Origin of the sequence: Streptomyces sp. NBC_01363 (assembly GCF_026340595.1) — a bacterium.
GTDB lineage: Bacteria > Actinomycetota > Actinomycetes > Streptomycetales > Streptomycetaceae > Streptomyces.
Genome location: NZ_JAPEPF010000002.1, coordinates 1,773,137 through 1,790,565, shown reverse-complemented (window position 1 = coordinate 1,790,565; position 17,429 = coordinate 1,773,137). Strand labels below are relative to the sequence as shown.

General features: G+C 71.9%; 12 protein-coding genes and 1 tRNA gene. 5 read left to right on the top strand and 8 right to left on the bottom strand.

The genetic code is table 11. The features are described 5' to 3' along the window. Window positions 1-16: 16 nt before the first annotated feature. The 4 genes from OG611_RS35875 to OG611_RS35860 form a co-directional block, all read right to left on the bottom strand. Window positions 17-1,243, bottom strand: coding sequence for a cytochrome P450 (locus OG611_RS35875; protein ID WP_266429946.1), 1,227 nt, complete (start codon window positions 1,241-1,243; stop codon window positions 17-19). A gap of 124 nt (window positions 1,244-1,367) precedes the next feature. Further along, window positions 1,368-1,934 carry a GNAT family N-acetyltransferase gene (locus OG611_RS35870; protein WP_266429943.1) on the bottom strand — a complete coding sequence of 189 codons (567 nt, stop codon included), beginning with the start codon at window positions 1,932-1,934 and terminating at the stop codon, window positions 1,368-1,370. 246 nt (window positions 1,935-2,180) lie between these two features. Then, window positions 2,181-2,254, bottom strand: a tRNA-Pro gene (locus OG611_RS35865). Between the two features lie 49 nt (window positions 2,255-2,303). Continuing rightward, window positions 2,304-4,937 carry an AAA family ATPase gene (locus tag OG611_RS35860; RefSeq protein ID WP_266429940.1) on the bottom strand — a complete coding sequence of 878 codons (2,634 nt, stop codon included), beginning with the start codon at window positions 4,935-4,937 and terminating at the stop codon, window positions 2,304-2,306. Between the two features lie 108 nt (window positions 4,938-5,045). Between OG611_RS35860 and OG611_RS35855 the strand changes: the two genes are divergently transcribed. Together OG611_RS35855 and OG611_RS35850 are read left to right on the top strand one after the other, a co-directional pair. Next, a complete protein-coding gene (locus OG611_RS35855; RefSeq protein ID WP_266429937.1) occupies window positions 5,046-5,582 on the top strand; it encodes a DUF309 domain-containing protein in 537 nt (178 codons plus the stop codon). A gap of 133 nt (window positions 5,583-5,715) precedes the next feature. After that, a complete protein-coding gene (locus OG611_RS35850; protein ID WP_266429934.1) occupies window positions 5,716-6,084 on the top strand; it encodes a hypothetical protein in 369 nt (122 codons plus the stop codon). A 7-nt stretch (window positions 6,085-6,091) separates the two neighbouring features. On the opposite strand, the gene OG611_RS35845 is transcribed toward OG611_RS35850, so the two are convergent. The 3 genes from OG611_RS35845 to OG611_RS35835 are packed head-to-tail and all read right to left on the bottom strand — an operon-like array spanning window position 6,092 to window position 10,222. Further along, the gene (locus tag OG611_RS35845; RefSeq protein ID WP_266429931.1) at window positions 6,092-7,324 is read right to left on the bottom strand and encodes an FAD-dependent oxidoreductase; all 1,233 of its coding nucleotides are present in this window, start codon (window positions 7,322-7,324) and stop codon (window positions 6,092-6,094) included. Continuing rightward, window positions 7,321-8,769, bottom strand: coding sequence for an NAD(P)/FAD-dependent oxidoreductase (locus OG611_RS35840; RefSeq protein WP_266429927.1), 1,449 nt, complete (start codon window positions 8,767-8,769; stop codon window positions 7,321-7,323). The genes OG611_RS35845 and OG611_RS35840 overlap by 4 nt, the downstream gene beginning before the upstream one ends. 19 nt (window positions 8,770-8,788) lie before the next feature. After that, window positions 8,789-10,222 carry an FGGY family carbohydrate kinase gene (locus OG611_RS35835; RefSeq protein ID WP_266429925.1) on the bottom strand — a complete coding sequence of 478 codons (1,434 nt, stop codon included), beginning with the start codon at window positions 10,220-10,222 and terminating at the stop codon, window positions 8,789-8,791. Between the two features lie 443 nt (window positions 10,223-10,665). On the opposite strand from OG611_RS35835, the gene OG611_RS35830 reads away from it, so the two are divergent. Both OG611_RS35830 and OG611_RS35825 read left to right on the top strand, forming a co-directional pair. Continuing rightward, window positions 10,666-11,673, top strand: coding sequence for a hypothetical protein (locus OG611_RS35830; RefSeq protein ID WP_266429923.1), 1,008 nt, complete (start codon window positions 10,666-10,668; stop codon window positions 11,671-11,673). Between the two features lie 86 nt (window positions 11,674-11,759). Further along, window positions 11,760-13,289: an amino acid permease gene (locus tag OG611_RS35825; RefSeq protein WP_266429920.1), complete on the top strand. Its 1,530-nt coding sequence runs from the start codon at window positions 11,760-11,762 to the stop codon at window positions 13,287-13,289. Window positions 13,290-13,379: 90 nt separating this feature from the next. Here OG611_RS35825 and OG611_RS35820 read toward each other — a convergent pair whose 3' ends face one another. Next, on the bottom strand, window positions 13,380-15,743 hold the full coding sequence (locus OG611_RS35820; RefSeq protein ID WP_266429917.1) for a RiPP maturation radical SAM C-methyltransferase: 2,364 nt from the start codon (window positions 15,741-15,743) through the stop codon (window positions 13,380-13,382). Between the two features lie 427 nt (window positions 15,744-16,170). On the opposite strand from OG611_RS35820, the gene OG611_RS35815 reads away from it, so the two are divergent. After that, window positions 16,171-17,307: a substrate-binding domain-containing protein gene (locus OG611_RS35815; protein WP_266429914.1), complete on the top strand. Its 1,137-nt coding sequence runs from the start codon at window positions 16,171-16,173 to the stop codon at window positions 17,305-17,307. Window positions 17,308-17,429 lie beyond the last annotated feature (122 nt).

Here is a 17,429-nt window from a genome sequence, read left to right as displayed (position 1 = left end):
GGCACGGCGCACGCCTTCAGGCCGGGGCGTCGGCGGTGAAGGTGACGGGCAGTCGCTCGGGGCCGCGCAGCCCTCCCGGTCGCCACCGCAGTTCCTCGGTCGGCACGGCCAGGGCGAGGCGGGGCAGGCGGCGCAGTACGGTGCCGATGGCGATCTGCCCCTCCAGCCGGGCCAGCGGCGCCCCGAGGCAGTAGTGGATGCCGTGCCCGAACGCGAGGTGGGCGTTGTCCTGCCGTGAGATGTCCAGGCGGTCGGGTTCGGGGAAGTGGTCCGGGTCGCGGTCGGCGATGGCCGATGCGACGAGCACGGTCGCGCCGCGCGGGATGTCCACGCCCGCGATGGTGACGTCCTCGCGCGCGAACCGGGCGATGCCGGGGTTGACCGGTCCGTCGTAGCGCAGGAATTCCTCGATCGCGCCCGGAAGCAGCGCCGGGTCGTCCCGCAGCATCCGAAGCTGGTCGGGGTGGGCGAGCAGCGCCGCGATCCCGCTGCCGATCAGGTTGACCGTGGTGATGTATCCCGCTGCCAACAGCAGGAAGGCCATGGCGATCAGCTCGTCCTCGTCCAGGCTCCGCTCCTCGTCCCGGGCGGTCACCAGCGCGCTGAGCAGGTCGTCCCCGGGGCGGGCCCGCTTCGCCCCGATGAGCCCGGTCAGATACCCGCGCAGGTGCCGCCATGTCTCTTCGGTCCGGGCCGGGTCCGGTGGCTCGGCCCCCTGCAGGACCATGTCGTCGGTCCACCGCTGGAAATCGTGCCGGTCGGTCACGGGCACGCCGAGCAGTTCGCCGATCACGGTGACCGGGAGCGGCAGCGCGTAGCTCCCGACGAGGTCGGCACGGCCGCGCGGCCCGATCTCGTCGAGCAGTCGGTCGGCGATCTCCTGGACGCGGGGCCGCAGCCGCGCCACGCGGTGCGCGGTGAACGCCCTGGACACCAGCCGGCGCAGCCGGGTGTGGTCGGGGGGATCGGTGCGGAGCATGTTGCGCAGTACGGACTCGCGGTCCGTGGCAGGCAGCCGCTCGATGAGCCGGGGGTCCGACGCATCGCGGACGTCGCTGCTCAGCCGCGGGTCGGACAGGGCCGCGAGGCCGTCCTCGTACCGTGTGACCAGCCATGCCTCCAGGCCACCGGCGATGATGGCGCGCCTTACCGGGCCGTCCTCGCGCAGTTGCCGGTAGACCGGGAAGGGGTCGGCGACGAAGGCCGGATCGGCGTAGGGAAGAAGGACCGGCTGTCGGCTCATCATGCCTCCCGAAGGGCACCGCACCTCTTCGCACGGATGTGTGCGCTCGGAACCATGTGGGCGCTCTTCATCCCAGCGTAGTGGGCGCGAGGCGCCCCGGGCTGCGGGTGCGGTCCCGCGCCGGTCAGGACACCGGTTCGCCGTTGCGGTGGCACCAGGTATCCAGCAGTACCCGCCGTCCTTTCGCCTCCCGCTGGACGGGCTCGTCCGCGGTGGGCCGGAATCCGGCCGATCGCGCCACGGCGGCACTCGGGGCGTTGCCGGCTTCGATCCGGAGCAGCACCCGCCTCGCGTCGAGGCGGTGAACGGCGTATTCAGTGGTGACCGCGACCGCTTCGGAGGCCAGTCCGCGACGCCGGTACCGGGGCCCGACGCCGTAGGCGAGCTCGATGTCCCGTTCATCCAGATCGTCCTGGAAGAGCAGCACCTCGCCCTGCGGCTGCCCGCCGTCGGCCGTGATGGCCAGCTGTATGCGGCGGCCTTCGGCCCGTGCCTGGCGAGCCCGCCCGAGGTACTCGCGGGCGGCGTCCGCGTCGAACGGCGAGGGTACGGGCGTCCAGCGGCTGATCTCCGGATCGTCGTACATCTCGATCAACGCGGGGATGTCCTCCTCGTCCCACTCCCTGAGCACGATCCTTCGCCCGGCCAGGCGAACAGGGGCGACGGGCAAGGCTCTCGGCCGATTCTCCATGTGCCGATCGTGCCCTGTCCGAGTGCCGTCATGCCGGGCCCGGGCAGGGACGTCGCCCGTGGGCCGGTTCGCGAGCGGCGCGTCGAGCCGCGCGGGCATGCGCACGGCCCCGGGCAACTCGGTGCGGAGGAGCAGAGGTTGCACTCCGTCGGGACAACGGCGACGCGTCGTCCCTCAGTCCCGGAAATGACCAAGAGGCCGTTTCGGATGTTTCCGATACGACCTCTTGCCTGCGACTCTCACGAGTCGGGACGACAGGATTTGAACCTGCGACCCCTTGACCCCCAGTCAAGTGCGCTACCAAGCTGCGCCACGTCCCGATGCGATTCCCCCGGTGTTGCCGGGCGGCTTCGCAGGACAAACATTACCTCACTCGGAGGCCCGGATCGACGCCCGTGCCTGGTGGGCGCGGTTTGCCAGGGATTCCGCGCCGCATGCGGTGGCCAGTTTGTGAGCTCTGGCGAGTTCGCGCGATGAGCGGATCGCGATGCCGTAGTCGACGAGGGCCAGCGCGTGTTCGTACGCGGACGGGGATGCCTCCAGGTGGCGGACCGACTCGGCCAGCAGGTGGACGGCGTCCTCGGGGCGGGCGAAGAGGGAGACGCAGCGCAGGGCCTCGCCGATCGCGGTGTCCGTACCGAAGCGTTCGGCGTGCACCCGGGCCGAGGTGGCGAGTTGGGCGGCGCGCGCCGGGTCCTCCTCGGCCAGGGCGCGGGCGAGGTCGCCGGCCCAGGGAGCCCACACCCCGTTGAACCTGCCGCGGGGTTCGAGGGCCTGGCCCGCCGCTTCGAGTTCGACGATCGCTTCCTTCGTACGGCCTTCGGCCAGCAGGAGCCGACCGCGTACGCACGGCCCGTCGGGCAGCACCATCGCGCTGGGGTAGGGCGCGCCGAAGGAGTAGCGGTCGGCGATCTCGCGGGCCTCGGTGACGCGGCCGCGGGCGACCAGGGTGTCGATGAGCAGACAGGCCGCGTCCCAGTGGACCGGAAGTCCGCTGCCGACGCGGTCGGCGAGGCGCAGCCCTTCGCGCAGGAAGCCCTCGGCCTCGGCCAGCCGTCCGCGACGGCGGTGGACCAGTCCTAGCAGGGTGTGCGCGAACGCGAGGTGCGCGCCGCTCCAGCCGGAGATCTCGAAGGCACGGACGGCCTCGCCGAAGAGTTCCTCGGCCCGGTCGAGCTGGTCGGTGAAGGCGTAGGTGATGCCGACGAGGGTCGGCAGTTCGAAGCCCCACTCCGTATCGGTCCAGCCGAGCCCCCGGGCGGGGTGGCCGTCCACCAGGGCGCGTTCGCAGAGGTCGACGACGAGCTGGGCGTTCTCGCCGCGCAGCATGGCGTCGAAGGCGCGGAGCGTGAGCAGGGCGCGTTCGGCGTTGTCACGGCCGTGCAGATGGTCGGCGTTGCGTGCGAGCCGGCCGGAGCGCCCGGGGCCGTCCTCCTCGCCGGCCTGCATGCCCTCCCAGAGGAAGTGGGCGGCCTGGAGCCGCATGAGGCCGGGGCCGGGCGCGGTGCGTGCGGCCTCCGCCGCGAGGGCCTTCGCCGCTTCCTTGAGCTGGTTGTTGTGCGAATGCGCGGCCGCGAGCCGGTAGGTGGCGTCGACCCGCTGGTCGTCGTCGAGTCCGGGCATCTCGAGGGCTGCGCGCAGGTGCTGGACGGTGGTGGCCGGGGAGCTGAGCAGTGTGGCGCAGCCCAGTTCGTACAGCAGGGTGGCCTTCACGCGCTGGCGCGGTGGTTCCTGCAGGGCGCGTTCGAGGCAGCGGCGGGCGGCCTCCGGGGCGCCGACGGCGAGGTGTTGTTTGGCCGCTTCGCGGAGTTGCTCGACCAGTTCCTGGTCGTCGTCCGGGTGCACTTCGAGCAGGTGCCGGGAGGCCGCCGCGGGGCCGAGTCCGGCCCGGGTGATCGCCCAGGCGGCCCGGCCGTGCATCGCGGTGCGGGTGGCCGGCGGGATGGACCGGTAGACCGCGCTCGCGATGAGCGGGTGGACGAACTCCAGCGGGTCGAAGCCGGTGACGATACGGGCTTCGCGCAATCGTGCCGTGCAGTCGGCGGCCTCGGCCGGGCTCATTCCGGCCAGCGTTGCGGCGAGGTCCTGGGAGATGTCCGTGCCTAGGACCGCGGCGGCCCAGGCGAACCTGTTGGCGTTGGTGCCGAGCCGTTCGAGCCTGGCGACGAGTCCGCTGCCGCGGGCCGAGGCGCCGAGTTCGCGCAGCAGCCCGGCCGACTCCTCCAGCGGGGCCAGTTCACGGTCCTGCACCTTGGCGACGAGCTCGACCGCCTCGTAGGGGTTGCCGCCGGTGACGGCCCACACCTCGCGGCAGAACGGGTCGTCGGCGTGTTCGCCGAGGGCCGCGCGGACCAGCTCCGCGGTGGCGTCCGGGGTGAGCGCGCGCAGCGCGACGCGTACCTGGGACGGGTGGGCACTGCCCGGTCCGCTCTCCTTCTGGCGCGCGGCCAGCTCTTCCGGGCGGTGCGCCTGGACGACCAGGACGGGAAGTTCGCCGAGGCGGGCGGTGAACGAGGCGAGCCAGGCGAGGGATTCGCCGTCCGCCCAGTGCGCGTCGTCGATGATGAGCAGCAGCGGGCGGTGGCTCAGCCGGGACGCGAGCCGGGCGACGACGAAGTCGAGGCCGTCCCGCACACCTTGCGGGTCCGGCTGCGGACCGGTCGGTTCGGCCAGCCCGAGGGCCGGCGCGGCAATCTCGAACCACGACCCGAACAGGGCCCGCACCTCGTCGGGCGGGAATCGGTCGAGTGCGGGCTGCAGCAGTTGGCGTACGACGTGGAACGGCACGGATGTGACCGTTTCGCCGCCTCGTGCGGACCAGACCGTGCAGCGGTCGGCGGCGATCGTCCGGATCTCGCCGAGCAGTGCTGTCTTGCCGATGCCTGCCTCGCCGCTGAAAATCAGCAGCCCGCCGTCGGCCTGGGCGCCGCAAAGGGCGTCCACGGCTTGTGCGGCGGCGGCGAGTTCCGGTTCGCGCTCGTACAGCGGCCGGGACGGCTTCATGCCTACCCTCCCCAGGGTGGTACGGATGGCTTTCGACACTAGTCGTGTCCGGGGGTCCACGGACAGTGGTTCGGACAGTTCGTCGCAGGTGCGGGGCACAATCGTGGAGTGGACGAAACGCGCAGGGACCGTGACACCGAGGGCAGGGCGCGCAACGCACGCCCGCGTGACGGGCTGGGGCGCCCCCTTCCGTACGGGGCGCCGGGAGTCGAACGGCAACCGGAAGGGGTGGTCCGCACCCCCGAGGAAACGGTGCGGGAGGCACAGCGCTTGCTGGACGCGGGGATGCCGTTCCATGCGCACGAGGTGTTCGAGGACGCGTGGAAGTCCGGCCCGGTGGCCGAGCGGGAGTTGTGGCGCGGGCTCGCACAGCTGGCCGTGGGGCTGACCCATGCGGCCCGGGGCAATTCGACGGGCGGGGCACGGCTGTTGCGGCGCGGCGCGGCGGCGCTCGCGGAGTTCGCCGCGGTCCGGCCGTACGGGATCGGCGTCGACGGGCTGATCGGCTGGGCCGAGGAGCTGGCCGGACGGGTGGCGGCGGGGACGGCCGCGGACGGCGGGGGCACGGCAGGCGGACGGGCGGCGCGTGCCGAGCCCGTCGACGCGGCCGCCGAGGCACCGCATCTGCGGCCCCCGGGCCCGTAGCCCGGACCGGGCCCGGGTCGTACCGGTGCGAGGGGCGGTAAGTGGCCGGGCAGGCATCGGACCTGCCTCATATTCGCCGCCCATCGCCCTGAGCGGTGAACAGGGCGGCCCGCAGCCATTACGATCGCGCGTCATGAGCACTTCTGACCAGGACCAGGCCGTGGACACCCCGATACCCGTCCCGGAGGCCGACCCCGAGGCCGTCGCGGAGACGGCCCCCGAGGAGGCCGACGGGACCGGGGACCGGAAGCTGACACCACGCCAGGCGAGACGGCTGCGCATGGTCCTCTCGTCGGTCGGCATGGCCGCGATGGCGGTGGTCCTCGCGCTGCGGATCGCCAGCCGGTCGTCCGTCCTGGTGGTCGGGGTGTACGGGCTCGCGCTGATCCTGTGCGGGATCGTGATCGAGCTCAGCCGCAACGGCCGTACCCGGTTGGGCAGTTGGCTGCTGGCCTTCGGCCTGGTCGCGGCGATCGGATCGGACTGGCTGCTCATTCCCTGACGTACGGTCAACGCACCGCGATCCGTACGGTCCCGCCGTGCGGATCGACCCGGTCGAGCCAGTCGGCGCGCAGATGGAACGCACGGTCCGGGACGGCGGGCAGCAGCAGCCGCTGCCGGTGGAGCTCCCGGCCGTCCTGGCGGACGACGAACAGCGGCGAGGCGAGTCTCCCGGTGGTGCGCAGGGTGAAGCGGCCGCGGAGCGGGAGGCCGCCGTCGGGGCCGATGAGGTTCGGTGCGATCCACCGCAGCGGGGCGTCGACCGCGAGGGGCGTCCGTCCGGTGGGCCACGCGCCCGTGGTCAGGTGGCGCAGTACGGGCGCGGCGGCGGCCCGGCCCTCGGCGAGGGCGAAGCCCGCGCTCTCCACGCCGTGCAGCAGATTGCCGACGGCGAAGATCCCGGTCCCGGTCGTGCGGTGGGCGGCGTCGTACGCGGGGCCGCGGGTGCCGGGGTCGAGGGCGAGCTCGCCGCGCCGGGCCAGTTCGTGGTCGGGGATCCAGTCGCCGGTGAAGACGACGGTGTCGCAGCGCAGGGTCGTGGTCCGGCCGTCGTGGTGACGCACCGCGACGCCGGTGAGGCGTTCCCGGCCGGTCAGCGCGGTGACGGTGGTGCGGCCGAGGACCGGGGTGCGGTCGCCGGGCCGGGTCAGGGCGGCGAGCCGGGAGGACGGCTGGTCGGTGACCATGGCGACGACGTCCAGGCCGGCGACGCGCAGGGTGTCGGCCGCGGCACGGCCGACCGGTTCGTTGCCGATGACGACGGCGCGGCTGCCGATCCGCTGCCGGTGCAGATGGACGGCCTGCTGGAGTTCGCCGGTGGTGTAGACGCCGGGTGGGCGGCTGCCGGGGACCAGGCGGGCGCTGCGGGGGCGCTCGCGGGCGCCGGTGGCGAGGACGATCGCACGGGCGGTGATCCGTTCGAGGCCGGTGGGTGCGGTGGTGTCCACGGTCAGCGGTCCGGCCCAGCCGGTGACGGTGACACCGGTGCGCAGGATGGCCCCGGCGCGCACGGCGGCGGCCACGCAGCCGCGGGCGTACGCGGGTCCGGTCGTCCCTCCCCCGATGGTGTGGCCGCCGAATCCGCCGTGGTGGCAGTGGCGGGGAATGCCGCCCGCGGTCTGTTCGCGTTCCAGGATCTCGACCCGGCCCGCTCCGGACGCGGCGAGTTCGGCCCCGGCGCCGAGGCCGGCCGGGCCGCCCCCGACGATCAGCACGTCGACGGTCCGCTCGCGCCTGGTCATGTCCGGGCCTCCTCGAACAGTGCGCGGACCGCGGCCCCGCAGTAGAAACCCTGGCACCTGCCGTTCCCGGCTCGCGTCCTGCGCCGCAGGCCGTCCGGGGAGTGCGGCGGCACCGTACCGGTCAGGGCGTCCCTGATCTCGCCCGCGGAGACCCGTTCGCAGTGGCAGACCAGCGTGCCGTACGCGGGGTCCGCCGCGATGAGTCCGGCGTCCTGGTACGGGCGCGGGAAGGCCTCGCCGAGGTTGGGCATGGTGACGGGCGGCAGTTCGGACGGTGTCCCGGGATCGAGGCCCGAGTCGCCGAGCAGTTCCATGACATGGACCGCGATGGCCATGGAGGCGGTGAGCCCGGTGGAGCGGATGCCGCCGACGGCGATGTACCGCCGGTCCGGCCGGGACCGGATGCGGCAGTCCTCCTGGCCGGTCGCGGCGCGCAGTCCGGCGTAGACGGCGGTGACTTCCTCGTCGAGCAGTTCCGGCAGGATGCGGCGGCCCTTCTCCCGCAGCATGGTGATCGCGTCGGCGGTCGATCCGGTGGCGGTCTTGTCGTCGAGGTCCTCGGCGGTGGGGCCGAGCAGCACATTGCCGAAGACGGTCGGTGCGACCAGCACGCCCTTGCCGGCGGCGGTGGGCACCGGGAGCAGGATGTGGCCGACGAGACCGCGGGCGAGCTTGTCGAAGACGATGAGCTGGCCGCGGCGCGGGGTGACGGTGAAGTCGTCGTGGCCGAGTTCCCGGTCGAGTTCGTCGGCGTGGAGTCCGGCGGCGTTGATCAGATGGCGGGTGTGCAGCGTTCCCCGGGTGGTGGTGAGGGTGTGGACGTCGTCGCCGCTGTCGATGTGCCGCACCCGGCAGTTGAGGTGCAGATGGACTCCGGCGCGCACGGCCTGGGTGGCGTAGGCGAGCGGCGTCGTCCAGGGGCAGATGATGCTCTCGTCGGGGATTTCGAGTGCGCCGAGGGCGCCGGGGCCCAGATGGGGTTCGCGGGCGCGCAGTTCACCGGCGTCCAGGAGCCGCGCCGCGTGGTAGTCGTTCCGTTCCGCCTTGGCCAACAGGGCGGGCAGTGCCGCGAGTTGTTCCTCGTCCCAGGCGACGAGCAGGGCTCCGACGCGTTCGACGGGGATGCCGGTCTCGGCCGCGTACGCGCGGAGCCTCTGCTGCCCCTCGCGGACGAGCCGGGCCTCCAGTGAGCCGGGTACGGCGTCGAAACCGGTGTGCAGGATGGCGGTGTTGGCCTTCGACGTTCCGTTGCCGATGTCGTCGGAGGCGTCGAGGAGCGCGGTGCGCAGCCGGTAGCGGGCCAGTTCCCGGGCGATGGCGGCGCCGACGACGCCCGCGCCGACGACGGTCACGTCGTAGACCGGGGCACCCTGCCCGCCGTCCGGCCGGGTACCGGGCAGGTCGTCGGCCGTCAGTTCTCCGGCGGTGGTGATCGTGGGGCTCATCGTGTGACTCTCGTACGTCTCAGGCATGGTCCAGCAGGGTCTGCACGGCGGTCCGGAAGCCGGCGAGCCGTTCGGCCGCCTCGTCGGCGCCGATCCGGGGTTCGTACACGGCGGCGGGCTTCCAGTCGGGCACGGCCCGGCGGAGCGGGAGGCGCGGGTCGAGGCCGAGCCGGGCGACCGCTCCGACGCCGAGGGCGGTGACGTCGGGCAGGGCGGACACCTCGACGGGCCGTTGCAGCAGGTCCGCCTGGGTCTGCATGAGCAGCTCGGAGCGGGTCAGACCACCGTCGACGCGGAGCGAGGTCAGTGGCGCGCCGAGGTCGGTCGCGGCCGCCTCGGTGAGCTCGACGACCTGTGCCGCGATGCCTTCGCACAGCGCGCGCACCAGATGGCCCGCGGTGGTGCCGAGGCCGAGGCCGGTCACCGATCCGCGCAGATCACCGCGCCACCAGGGGGCGGCGAGCCCGGCGAGTGCCGGTACGAAGGTGACGCCGCCGGAGTCGGGGACGGTCGTGCCGACGGGGTCGAGGTCGGCCGCGCCGGAGATCACCCCCAGGCCGGAGAGCCAGTCGACGGCGGACGCGGCGGTGTAGACCTGCCCGTCGAGGCAGTAGTTCGTACGGCCACCGAGTCGCCATGCGACACAGCTGACCAGTCCGGTGGAGCCGCGGCGCGGGGCGGGCCCGGTCTGGGCGAGCAGGAAGGCGCCCGTCCCGTAGGTGCATTTGGCGTTGCCCGGGTCCAGGGCGTTCTGGGCGAGCAGGGCGGCCTGCTGGTCCACGAGCAGGCCGGTCAGCGGAAGTTCACCGCCGAAGGCGGTGGTCGTACCGACGGTGCTGTCGCAGTCGACGACGTCCGGCAGTCGTTCGTCGCCGAGCCCGAAGATGTCCAGGGCCCGGGGTGACCAGCCGACCCGGTCGAGGTCGAGCAGCTGGGTGCGCCCGGCCGTCGCCGCGTCCGTGACGAACGCTCCGGTCAGCTGGTGGACGAGCCAGGAGTCGGTGGTGGTGACGACGCCCTCCCGGGTCAGTTCCCGGCGGATCCAGGCCAGCTTCGGTGCGGCGAAGTACGGATCGAGGGGAAGCCCGGTGAGGTGCGTCAACTCTTCGTCGTACGGGGCGAGTTCGTCGCAGATCGCGGCGGAGCGCCGGTCCTGCCAGACGATCGCGTCGGTGAGCGGCCGCCCCGTTTCCGGATCCCAGGCGAGCACCGTCTCGCCCTGGTTGGCGAGGCCGACCGCCGAAACCGGTTCGGCAGCTTCCCGCAACGCCCGGCGGCCCGCTTCGACGACCGAGCCGAGCAGTTCGGCGGGGTCCGCCTCGACCACTCCCCCGGCGCCGTGCCGGGGCCTCACCGGAACGGAAGCGGAACCGATCACGCCGCGCTCGGGACAGATCACCAGAGCCTTCGTCCCCGACGTGCCCTGGTCCACGGCGAGTACCGGGCCTGTCATCGACTCTCCAGCGGTGCGGAAGCTCTGCGGCTTGAACGGAAGCGTGATCACTGAACTCGCCGCCCAGAGTGGTGCAGACCACCGCGTACGTCAAGAGCCGCCCAGGTCACGACCGGAAGAACCGGTACATCTTTCAACGTCCGGGTGAATCAGCTGACTTGAGTAAGATCCGCGAATCGGTCCGGAGTTCGGAGTGACTGGCCTTACACTCACCGCCGAGCAACAACCGGACGCTTTCGAGCAGTTCGTTTTTCAACAGACTGCTTCACCCCCCACGTCCTTGAGGATTGATGAGACCGACACCCTGTACCGAGCCCCGATTCACCGGTTCCCCGGCCTTTCGCATCTGCACGGGTTCCATGCCACCGCCGGGTTGCGTGACGTGCTGAGGAGATCTTCCGACCGTCGCATGCCGGCCCGTCGTACGGGGGCAGGTCGAGTCCATGGCCAACAGTGATTTCCGGCCGGTCTACCACCCGGCCGGCCATGACAACGATCTGCGCGTCGCGTTACAGGATTTGCGCACCGGCCGCTGGATGTCCATGCGGAGCCTGCTGGAGAGTACGCCGGACTGGACCCTGTGGACCCAGCGCACCCAGGTGCTCGGAGCGGTCGCCGCCGGCTCGGACGCGGTGCAGGCCTGGCTGGCCGAGGATCCCCGGAGTGTCGCCGCCGCGGTGATGCAGGCGCGGGTCGTCGTCGAGCGTGCCGTGCGCGCCCACCGCGAGGGCCACCACCGGGCCCAGGAGTTGTGGGCGGAGGCCTGGCAGGCCTGCCGGACGGCCGCGAACGCCTCGCCCGCGGACCCGGTGCCATGGGTGTGCCTGCTGGCCCTGTCCCAGCTCGACGAGCGGCAGCAGCTGGAGGAACACCGGCTGCATCCGCCGGGACCGATGCTCTTTCCCGGTCCGTGGGGGCTGCTGGCGGAGGCCGACAAACGCGATCCGTGCAACCGCGAGGCCTACCACCGGATGCTCCAGTTCGTCTACGCGCGAAAGGCCGGCGGCTCCCTCTCGGAGGCGGTCAACTTCGTCCAGTGGGCGGCCTCTTCGGCACCCGACGGCTCCGCGCTGCACGTGCTGCCCCTGTATGTGCGGGTCGAGCGCTACCGCCGCGAGCAGGGCCACGAGAAGGCCCTGGACCTGCACTGGGTCACCGAGGACGCGGAACGGGACGCGGCCCGTGCGCTGGAGCTCTGGTTCCGCCGCACGACACCGATCTCCCACTCCCTGCTCGACCTCAACCATCTGGCCCACGCACTGTGGGGAGCCCTCCAATTCGCCGAGGCCGCAGCGGTGTTCGAGGAGCTGGGCCCCTATTTCACCTCGGTTCCCTGGGCGTACCGCACACGTGGCCGCAAGGGCCCGGGAGACGCCGAGGATGTCTTCCTGCGCGCCCGCAGCCGCTGCCTCGCGGCACCCCGTACCCCCGGGCGGGGGCCCCAGCGCTGACCGGAGGCGCCGCGACGCCGTGCCTCCTGCCCGCCCCGAACCGATCCTGTCCGTCCCTTTCCATCCCGCTCATGGAGGTTTTCCCGATGTCCATATCCACCCCGACCCAGTCGGGTGCGGAGGCAACCCCGCCGAAGGACGAGGAGGAGCGACTGCGCGAACTCGGCTACCAGCCGGTGCTCGCCCGCCGTATGGGAGGCTTCGGCAACTTCGCCATCAGCTTCTCCGTCATCTCGATCCTCTCCGGCTGCATGACCCTGTACGGCTTCGGCATGTCGACCGGTGGACCGGCCGTGATGCTCTGGGGCTGGGCCGGTGTCGGTCTTTTCGTGCTCTGCGTCGGCATGGCGCTCGCCGAGGTCACCAGCGCCTACCCGACCTCGGGGGCGTTGTACTACATGGCCGACCGGCTCGGCGGCCGCAAGTGGGGCTGGTACACCGGCTGGCTGAATCTGCTGGGTCTGCTGGGCGCGATCGCGGGCATCGACTATGGTGCGGCGCTGTTCACCGGTGCGCTGATGAATCTGCAGTGGGGCTTCACCCCCACACCGGGCAAGACAATGATCATCTTTGTCTGCATCCTGCTCCTGCACGCCGTGCTGAACCTCTTCGGCGTCCGCCTCGTCAGCGTGCTCAACTCCATCAGTGTGTGGTGGCATCTCGCCGGTGTCGCGGTGATCGTCACCGTGCTCGCGGTCGTGCCCTCGCACCACCAGTCGCCGTCGTTCGTCTTCACCGAGTTCGTCAATGACACGGGCTGGCACAACCCGTTGTACGTGGCGGCGATCGGCCTGCTCCTCGCGCAGTACACCTTCTGCGGCTACGACGCCTCGGCCCACCTGTCGGAGGAGACGTCGAATGCCTCCGTGACGGCCGCCAAGGGCATCGTCCGCGCGATCTGGGTCTCCTGGGTCGCCGGTTTCGTACTGCTCGCCGGGCTGACCTTCGCCATCCAGGACTACGTGGGCACCCAGAAGAGCGCCACCGGTGTGCCGCCGGCGCAGATCCTGATCGACGCGCTGGGCACCTCCGGGGCCACCGCCATGCTGCTGATCGTGATCGCGGCACAGCTGTTCTGCGGCAACGCCGAGGTCGCCGCCGCGAGCCGGATGGTGTTCGCGTTCAGCCGCGACAACGCCCTGCCGGGCTCGGCGCTGTGGCACAAGGTGAGCGCGCGCACCCAGACGCCCGTCAACGCGGTGTGGCTGTCGGTCGTCGTCGCCGGAGTGCTCGCGCTGCCGTCGCTGTACTCCGCCACCGCGTACGGTGCGGTCACCGCGATCAACGTCATCGGCATCACGCCCGCCTACGCGATCCCGATCTTCCTGAAGCTGCGCTCCGGCAGCCGGTTCGAGCGCGGACCGTGGCACCTGGGCCGCTGGAGCAAGCCGATCGGCTGGATCGCCGTCGTGTGGGTCGCCATCGTGACCGTGCTGTTCCTGCTCCCGCAGTCCTCCCCGGTGACGGTCGACTCGATGAACTACGCGTCGATCGCGCTGGTCGCGGTGCTGGTCCTGGCCACCGTGTGGTGGTTCGTCGCCCGCCGTTCGTACAGCACCCCGTCGGCGTACGGGAACGCCCGCGAGCAGGCGGAGATCGAGGAAGGCATCGTCTGAGCCGGCTCTTCCCCGGCCCTCCCGGAACAGCCCCGACGGCAGGGGGCGCTCCGGGAGGGCCGAGTGCGTGGTGGACCCCCGCGGCCCCGGCTATCGCAACCAGAGACAGGCGGCGGCCAGGAGCGACACCGTCGCCCCGCCGGTGAGCACCGGGACGTTGCCCAGCCAGGCGGCGAGCGCACCGCCGCCGAGCGCGCCGATCGGCACCGTGCCGATGAGTGCGGCCTGCAGGACCCCGGCGACCCGGCCCTGGAGCTCGGGCGGTGTGATCAGTTGCTGGGTGGTGGTCATGGAGATGGCCCAGACCGTGGCCGCGAGGCCGAAGAGGAACTGGTACGCGAGCAGCGCCGGGAAGCCGGGTCCCAGGGAGGCGCCCGGGATCAGGAAGATCGCGAGGGCCGCCACCACCGCGCAGATCCGGGTGGCCCTGGCCAGCCCGATGGTGGCGGCGAACCGGCCCGCCAGCAGCACGCCGAGGACGGTGGCGACGCTGAACGCGGCGTAGACCGTCCCCAACTGCCAGGCGGGCAGGCCGAGATCGTGGGTGGCGTAGAGCACGAAGAGCGCGTCGGCGGCCCCGCTGCCGAGGTTGAATCCGGCCCCCGCGAGCACCTGCCGGCGCAGCATCCGTTCGCCGCGCACGACTTCGAGTCCCGCGCGCAGCGCGGCGGTTCGGGATTCCGACGCACGATTGCCTTGCTGGGCCGGGGTGTTGAGTGCGGCGGGGAGCGCGAGCAGCAGCAGTGCCTCGACGCCGTACGCCACGCAGGCGGCCAGCAGTGCCGCCGAGGCCCCGGTCAGTCCCACCAGCACGCCGCCGAGCGCGAGGTGCGGCCAGCCGTGCCGTCGGTCGTGGACGAGGAGCACTTCCTCGCCGTCCGTGCCGTCGGGCTGTTCCAGGACCAGGGTCGAGGAGGGGTGGCCGGTGTACCAGTCGCGGGCGGCGGCCTTCAGCCGCGCCTCGGTCTCGCCGCCGATCCCGGCGGGCGGGGTGTCGAAGAGATAGACCAGGTCGGCCAGCTGTTCCTCGGGCAGGTCGTAGACGTGGCGGTACATCTCGGCGGGCTGCCGTCGGTGGAAGCCCAGCGCGGGGTTGGCGAAGTTGGGGCTGAACCGCTCCAGTTGGATGCGGTGGGCGCCACCGGGCGGCTGGAGGTGGACGAGCGCGGGCATCTGGTCGATGACGGGGGCGTAGTCCTCGGCGCGCTCTCCCGGGAACCCGTAGAGATAGTTCCAGGAGCAGGTGAGCGAGTGGTTCTCGCACTCGCGGAGCGTACGGATGTTGCGGGCCGCGCTGACCCCCTTGTCCATCAGCTCCAGGGCCTTGTTGTCGAGGCTCTCGATGCCGGGCTGGATATGGACCGAACCGGCGCGGGCGAGCAGTTCCAGCTGCTCCGGAGTGAGATTGGACTTGACCTCGTAGTGCATGCGCAGGTCCCAGCCGCTGTCGGCGGCGAGCGGGAGGAAGTCCTTGAAGTACGCCATGTCGATGATGTTGTCGACGGTGACGATGTCCAGGATGCGATGGCGCCGGACCAGGCGGTCGACCTCGTCCCAGAGCCGCGCTCCGGTCTTGGCACGGAAGGTCATCGCCGATCCGTTGAGTCCGCAGAAGGTGCAGTGGTGCTTCTCGCCCCACCAGCAGCCGCGGGCCCCCTCCACCACCAGCTTCGGATGGACGTACTCCGCGAGCGGGGAGGCGTCGATGGCCGCCTGCCAGAGGTCGTAGTCGGGAGAGGGGATGTCGCCGGGCGCGACGGTGCGCCGGGACTCCTCGTTGGCACGCGACTCGAGCCCGTCCCACCAGCAGAGTCCGGGCACATCGGCCGGTGCGGTGCCCGCTTCGACGTGGGCGAGCAGGGCGGGCAGGGCGTACTCCCCCTCCCCGCGCACCACATGGTCGACAAAGCGGTGGTTGCGGTGCAGCGCGTGGCCCATCGGGCCGTCGCAATTGCTGCCGCCGAACACGACGGTCAGCCCGGGGCGGCGCCGTTTCAGCTCCGCCGCGAGCGCCAGCGAGGAGATGTTCTGCATGAACGTGGAGGTGAATCCCACGACATCGGGTGCGTCGTCGACTATCGCGCTCGCGCTCTCGTCGATGAACTCCGCCGCGTGGACCCTCATCGCGGTCGCGGTGGATATGTCGGTCCCGCGCCGGGTGGCGTACTCCTTGAGCTGTGCCACACCCCATTCGGGATCGTTGTACAGGACGCCGGAGAAGACCCAGTCCCCGAGGCCGTCGAAGATGGATTCGCTCCCGACCGCGACATGGTCGCCGGGCCGCAGCGCCCCCCGCGAGCGTTCCAGCAGGAATTCCGCCCAGCGCAGGGAGCCGTGGAACTCGCGCACCTCGTCGTCCGGCCGGGTACGGTCCAGCAGCGAGTGCAGCAGACCCACCTGGAGCGAGGGAAGCTCGATCGGCTGCCACGGCATGGTCACCAGATGTATGCGCACTGCGTCTCCCACGGCACGGGGGCGGACGCCGGGTCGTGCCCGGCGTCCGCCCTTTTCGTCACTGTCCGGCCGCGGCGCGCCGCCCCCCGGCGGGTCGGTCGCGTCCTGTGCCGGCTGCACCGGAACACCCCGGTTCAGCGCGTCGGGCGTTTCTCGATCGTCTGCCGTTCGCGGTTCTTCGCCTCTTCCTCGCGGACCACTACCTTCTTGATCTCCATGTGCCCCTCCCCTCGGCGGTCGGCCCCAAGTCCGTTGACGTTAGGCGCCGTTGTGCGAGAGCCGCAAGAGCCCCCCTGGGGCTGGTGGGGCGTACGGGACGGCCCGCACCCGTGGACACCCGAGGGCTGATCGCTATGCTGCGACCCGAACGCTCACAGGAAGCGTTCAAACGAACAATGCGCGGCGGTACGGCGAGGGGGCCAGCAGCATGCGGGAGCCCGTTGAACTCAGGCGTCAGCGAATCCTTTCGGTGGTGGAATCGCGCGGCACCGTCAAGGTCAGCGTGCTCGCGGCCGAACTGGATGTCTCGGTGGTCACGGTCCGGCGGGACGTCGAGGAGCTGGCCCGGGTCGGGCGGCTGCGCCGCGGCCACGGGGTGGCCCGCCCGGTGCAGGAGCCGGTGCCGACCGCCGCGGCCCCGGCGGCCCGGGGCGAGGAGCCGGCCGGGGACGCCGGGGCGGTCGCCCTGGTCGTCCCGGAGCGGCATACGTACCTGTACGAGACCCTGCACGGCGCCCGGTCCGTCCTGGAGGAGTCCGGGATACGGATCGCCCTGCACATCGCGCCCCCGTCGGCCGGTACCGAACGTCCTCTGGTGGATCGGGCGCTGGCGGACGGGGCGCGCGGGCTGCTGATCGCGCCGCGCTGGCCCAGCGCCCGCTCGGAGGAGCTGGACTACGGCTGGCTCGCGGACGTGGGGGTGCCGACCGTGCTGATGGAGCGGCGGCCCCGGCCGGGCAGCGCGCTGCACGCCCTGGACTCCGTGTGTTCCGATCACTGGTACGGGACGCATCTCGCCGTGGAGCACCTGGTGTCGCTGGGGCATCGCCGTATCGTGCTGGCCGCCCGTGACGACAGTCCGACGGCGCGCAGCATCCGTGCGGCGTTCGCCGAGATCGCGGCGGCGCGCCCGGAGGTGGAGGACTGGTCGGTGGTGCTGAGCTCCCTGGGGGCCGCGGCGGAGCCCCGCGGATCCGCGCCGGCGGCCGATGGCCGGGCCGCTCTCGACCTCGCGGCGCTGCTGCGGGAGCGGCGCGCCACGGGGGCCGTGCTGCACGGCGACGTGGATGCGCTGATGCTGGTGCAGCGGCTGGCGGAGAGCGGTGTCGAGGTGCCGCGGGACTGCTCGGTGGTGGCGTACGACGATGTGGTCGCGGCCCTCGGCAGCACGCCGTTGACGGCGGTGGCACCGCCGAAGGCGGAGATCGGCCGGGCCGCCGCCGAGCTGCTGCTCCACCGGCTGTCCGGGGCCGTCGGGGCGACAGGTCCGGTGCGCCGGACGGAGCTGCTTCCCACTCTTGAGGTGCGCGGATCGGCACAGGAACCGCCGCTTTCCATGAAGTGAGCGTTTGACCGCTTTGATTTTCTTCTGAGCGATCTATTGACCAGTACCGATCAGCCGATCAGGATTCCCCGTGAGCCGTTTCAGAAGCCGCGGGAGGCGCACATGCCCGGTCGACAGAGCCG

Excerpts from the sequence above, each read along its gene's own strand:
- OG611_RS35875 (WP_266429946.1), bottom strand. The coding sequence starts at position 1,243 with ATGAGCCGACAGCCGGTCCTTCTTCCCTACGCCGATCCGGCCTTCGTC.
- OG611_RS35870 (WP_266429943.1), bottom strand. The coding sequence starts at position 1,934 with ATGGAGAATCGGCCGAGAGCCTTGCCCGTCGCCCCTGTTCGCCTGGCC.
- OG611_RS35860 (WP_266429940.1), bottom strand. The coding sequence starts at position 4,937 with ATGAAGCCGTCCCGGCCGCTGTACGAGCGCGAACCGGAACTCGCCGCC.
- OG611_RS35850 (WP_266429934.1), top strand. The coding sequence starts at position 5,716 with ATGAGCACTTCTGACCAGGACCAGGCCGTGGACACCCCGATACCCGTC.
- OG611_RS35845 (WP_266429931.1), bottom strand. The coding sequence starts at position 7,324 with ATGACCAGGCGCGAGCGGACCGTCGACGTGCTGATCGTCGGGGGCGGC.
- OG611_RS35840 (WP_266429927.1), bottom strand. The coding sequence starts at position 8,769 with ATGAGCCCCACGATCACCACCGCCGGAGAACTGACGGCCGACGACCTG.
- OG611_RS35835 (WP_266429925.1), bottom strand. The coding sequence starts at position 10,222 with ATGACAGGCCCGGTACTCGCCGTGGACCAGGGCACGTCGGGGACGAAG.
- OG611_RS35830 (WP_266429923.1), top strand. The coding sequence starts at position 10,666 with ATGGCCAACAGTGATTTCCGGCCGGTCTACCACCCGGCCGGCCATGAC.
- OG611_RS35825 (WP_266429920.1), top strand. The coding sequence starts at position 11,760 with ATGTCCATATCCACCCCGACCCAGTCGGGTGCGGAGGCAACCCCGCCG.
- OG611_RS35815 (WP_266429914.1), top strand. The coding sequence starts at position 16,171 with ATGCGGGAGCCCGTTGAACTCAGGCGTCAGCGAATCCTTTCGGTGGTG.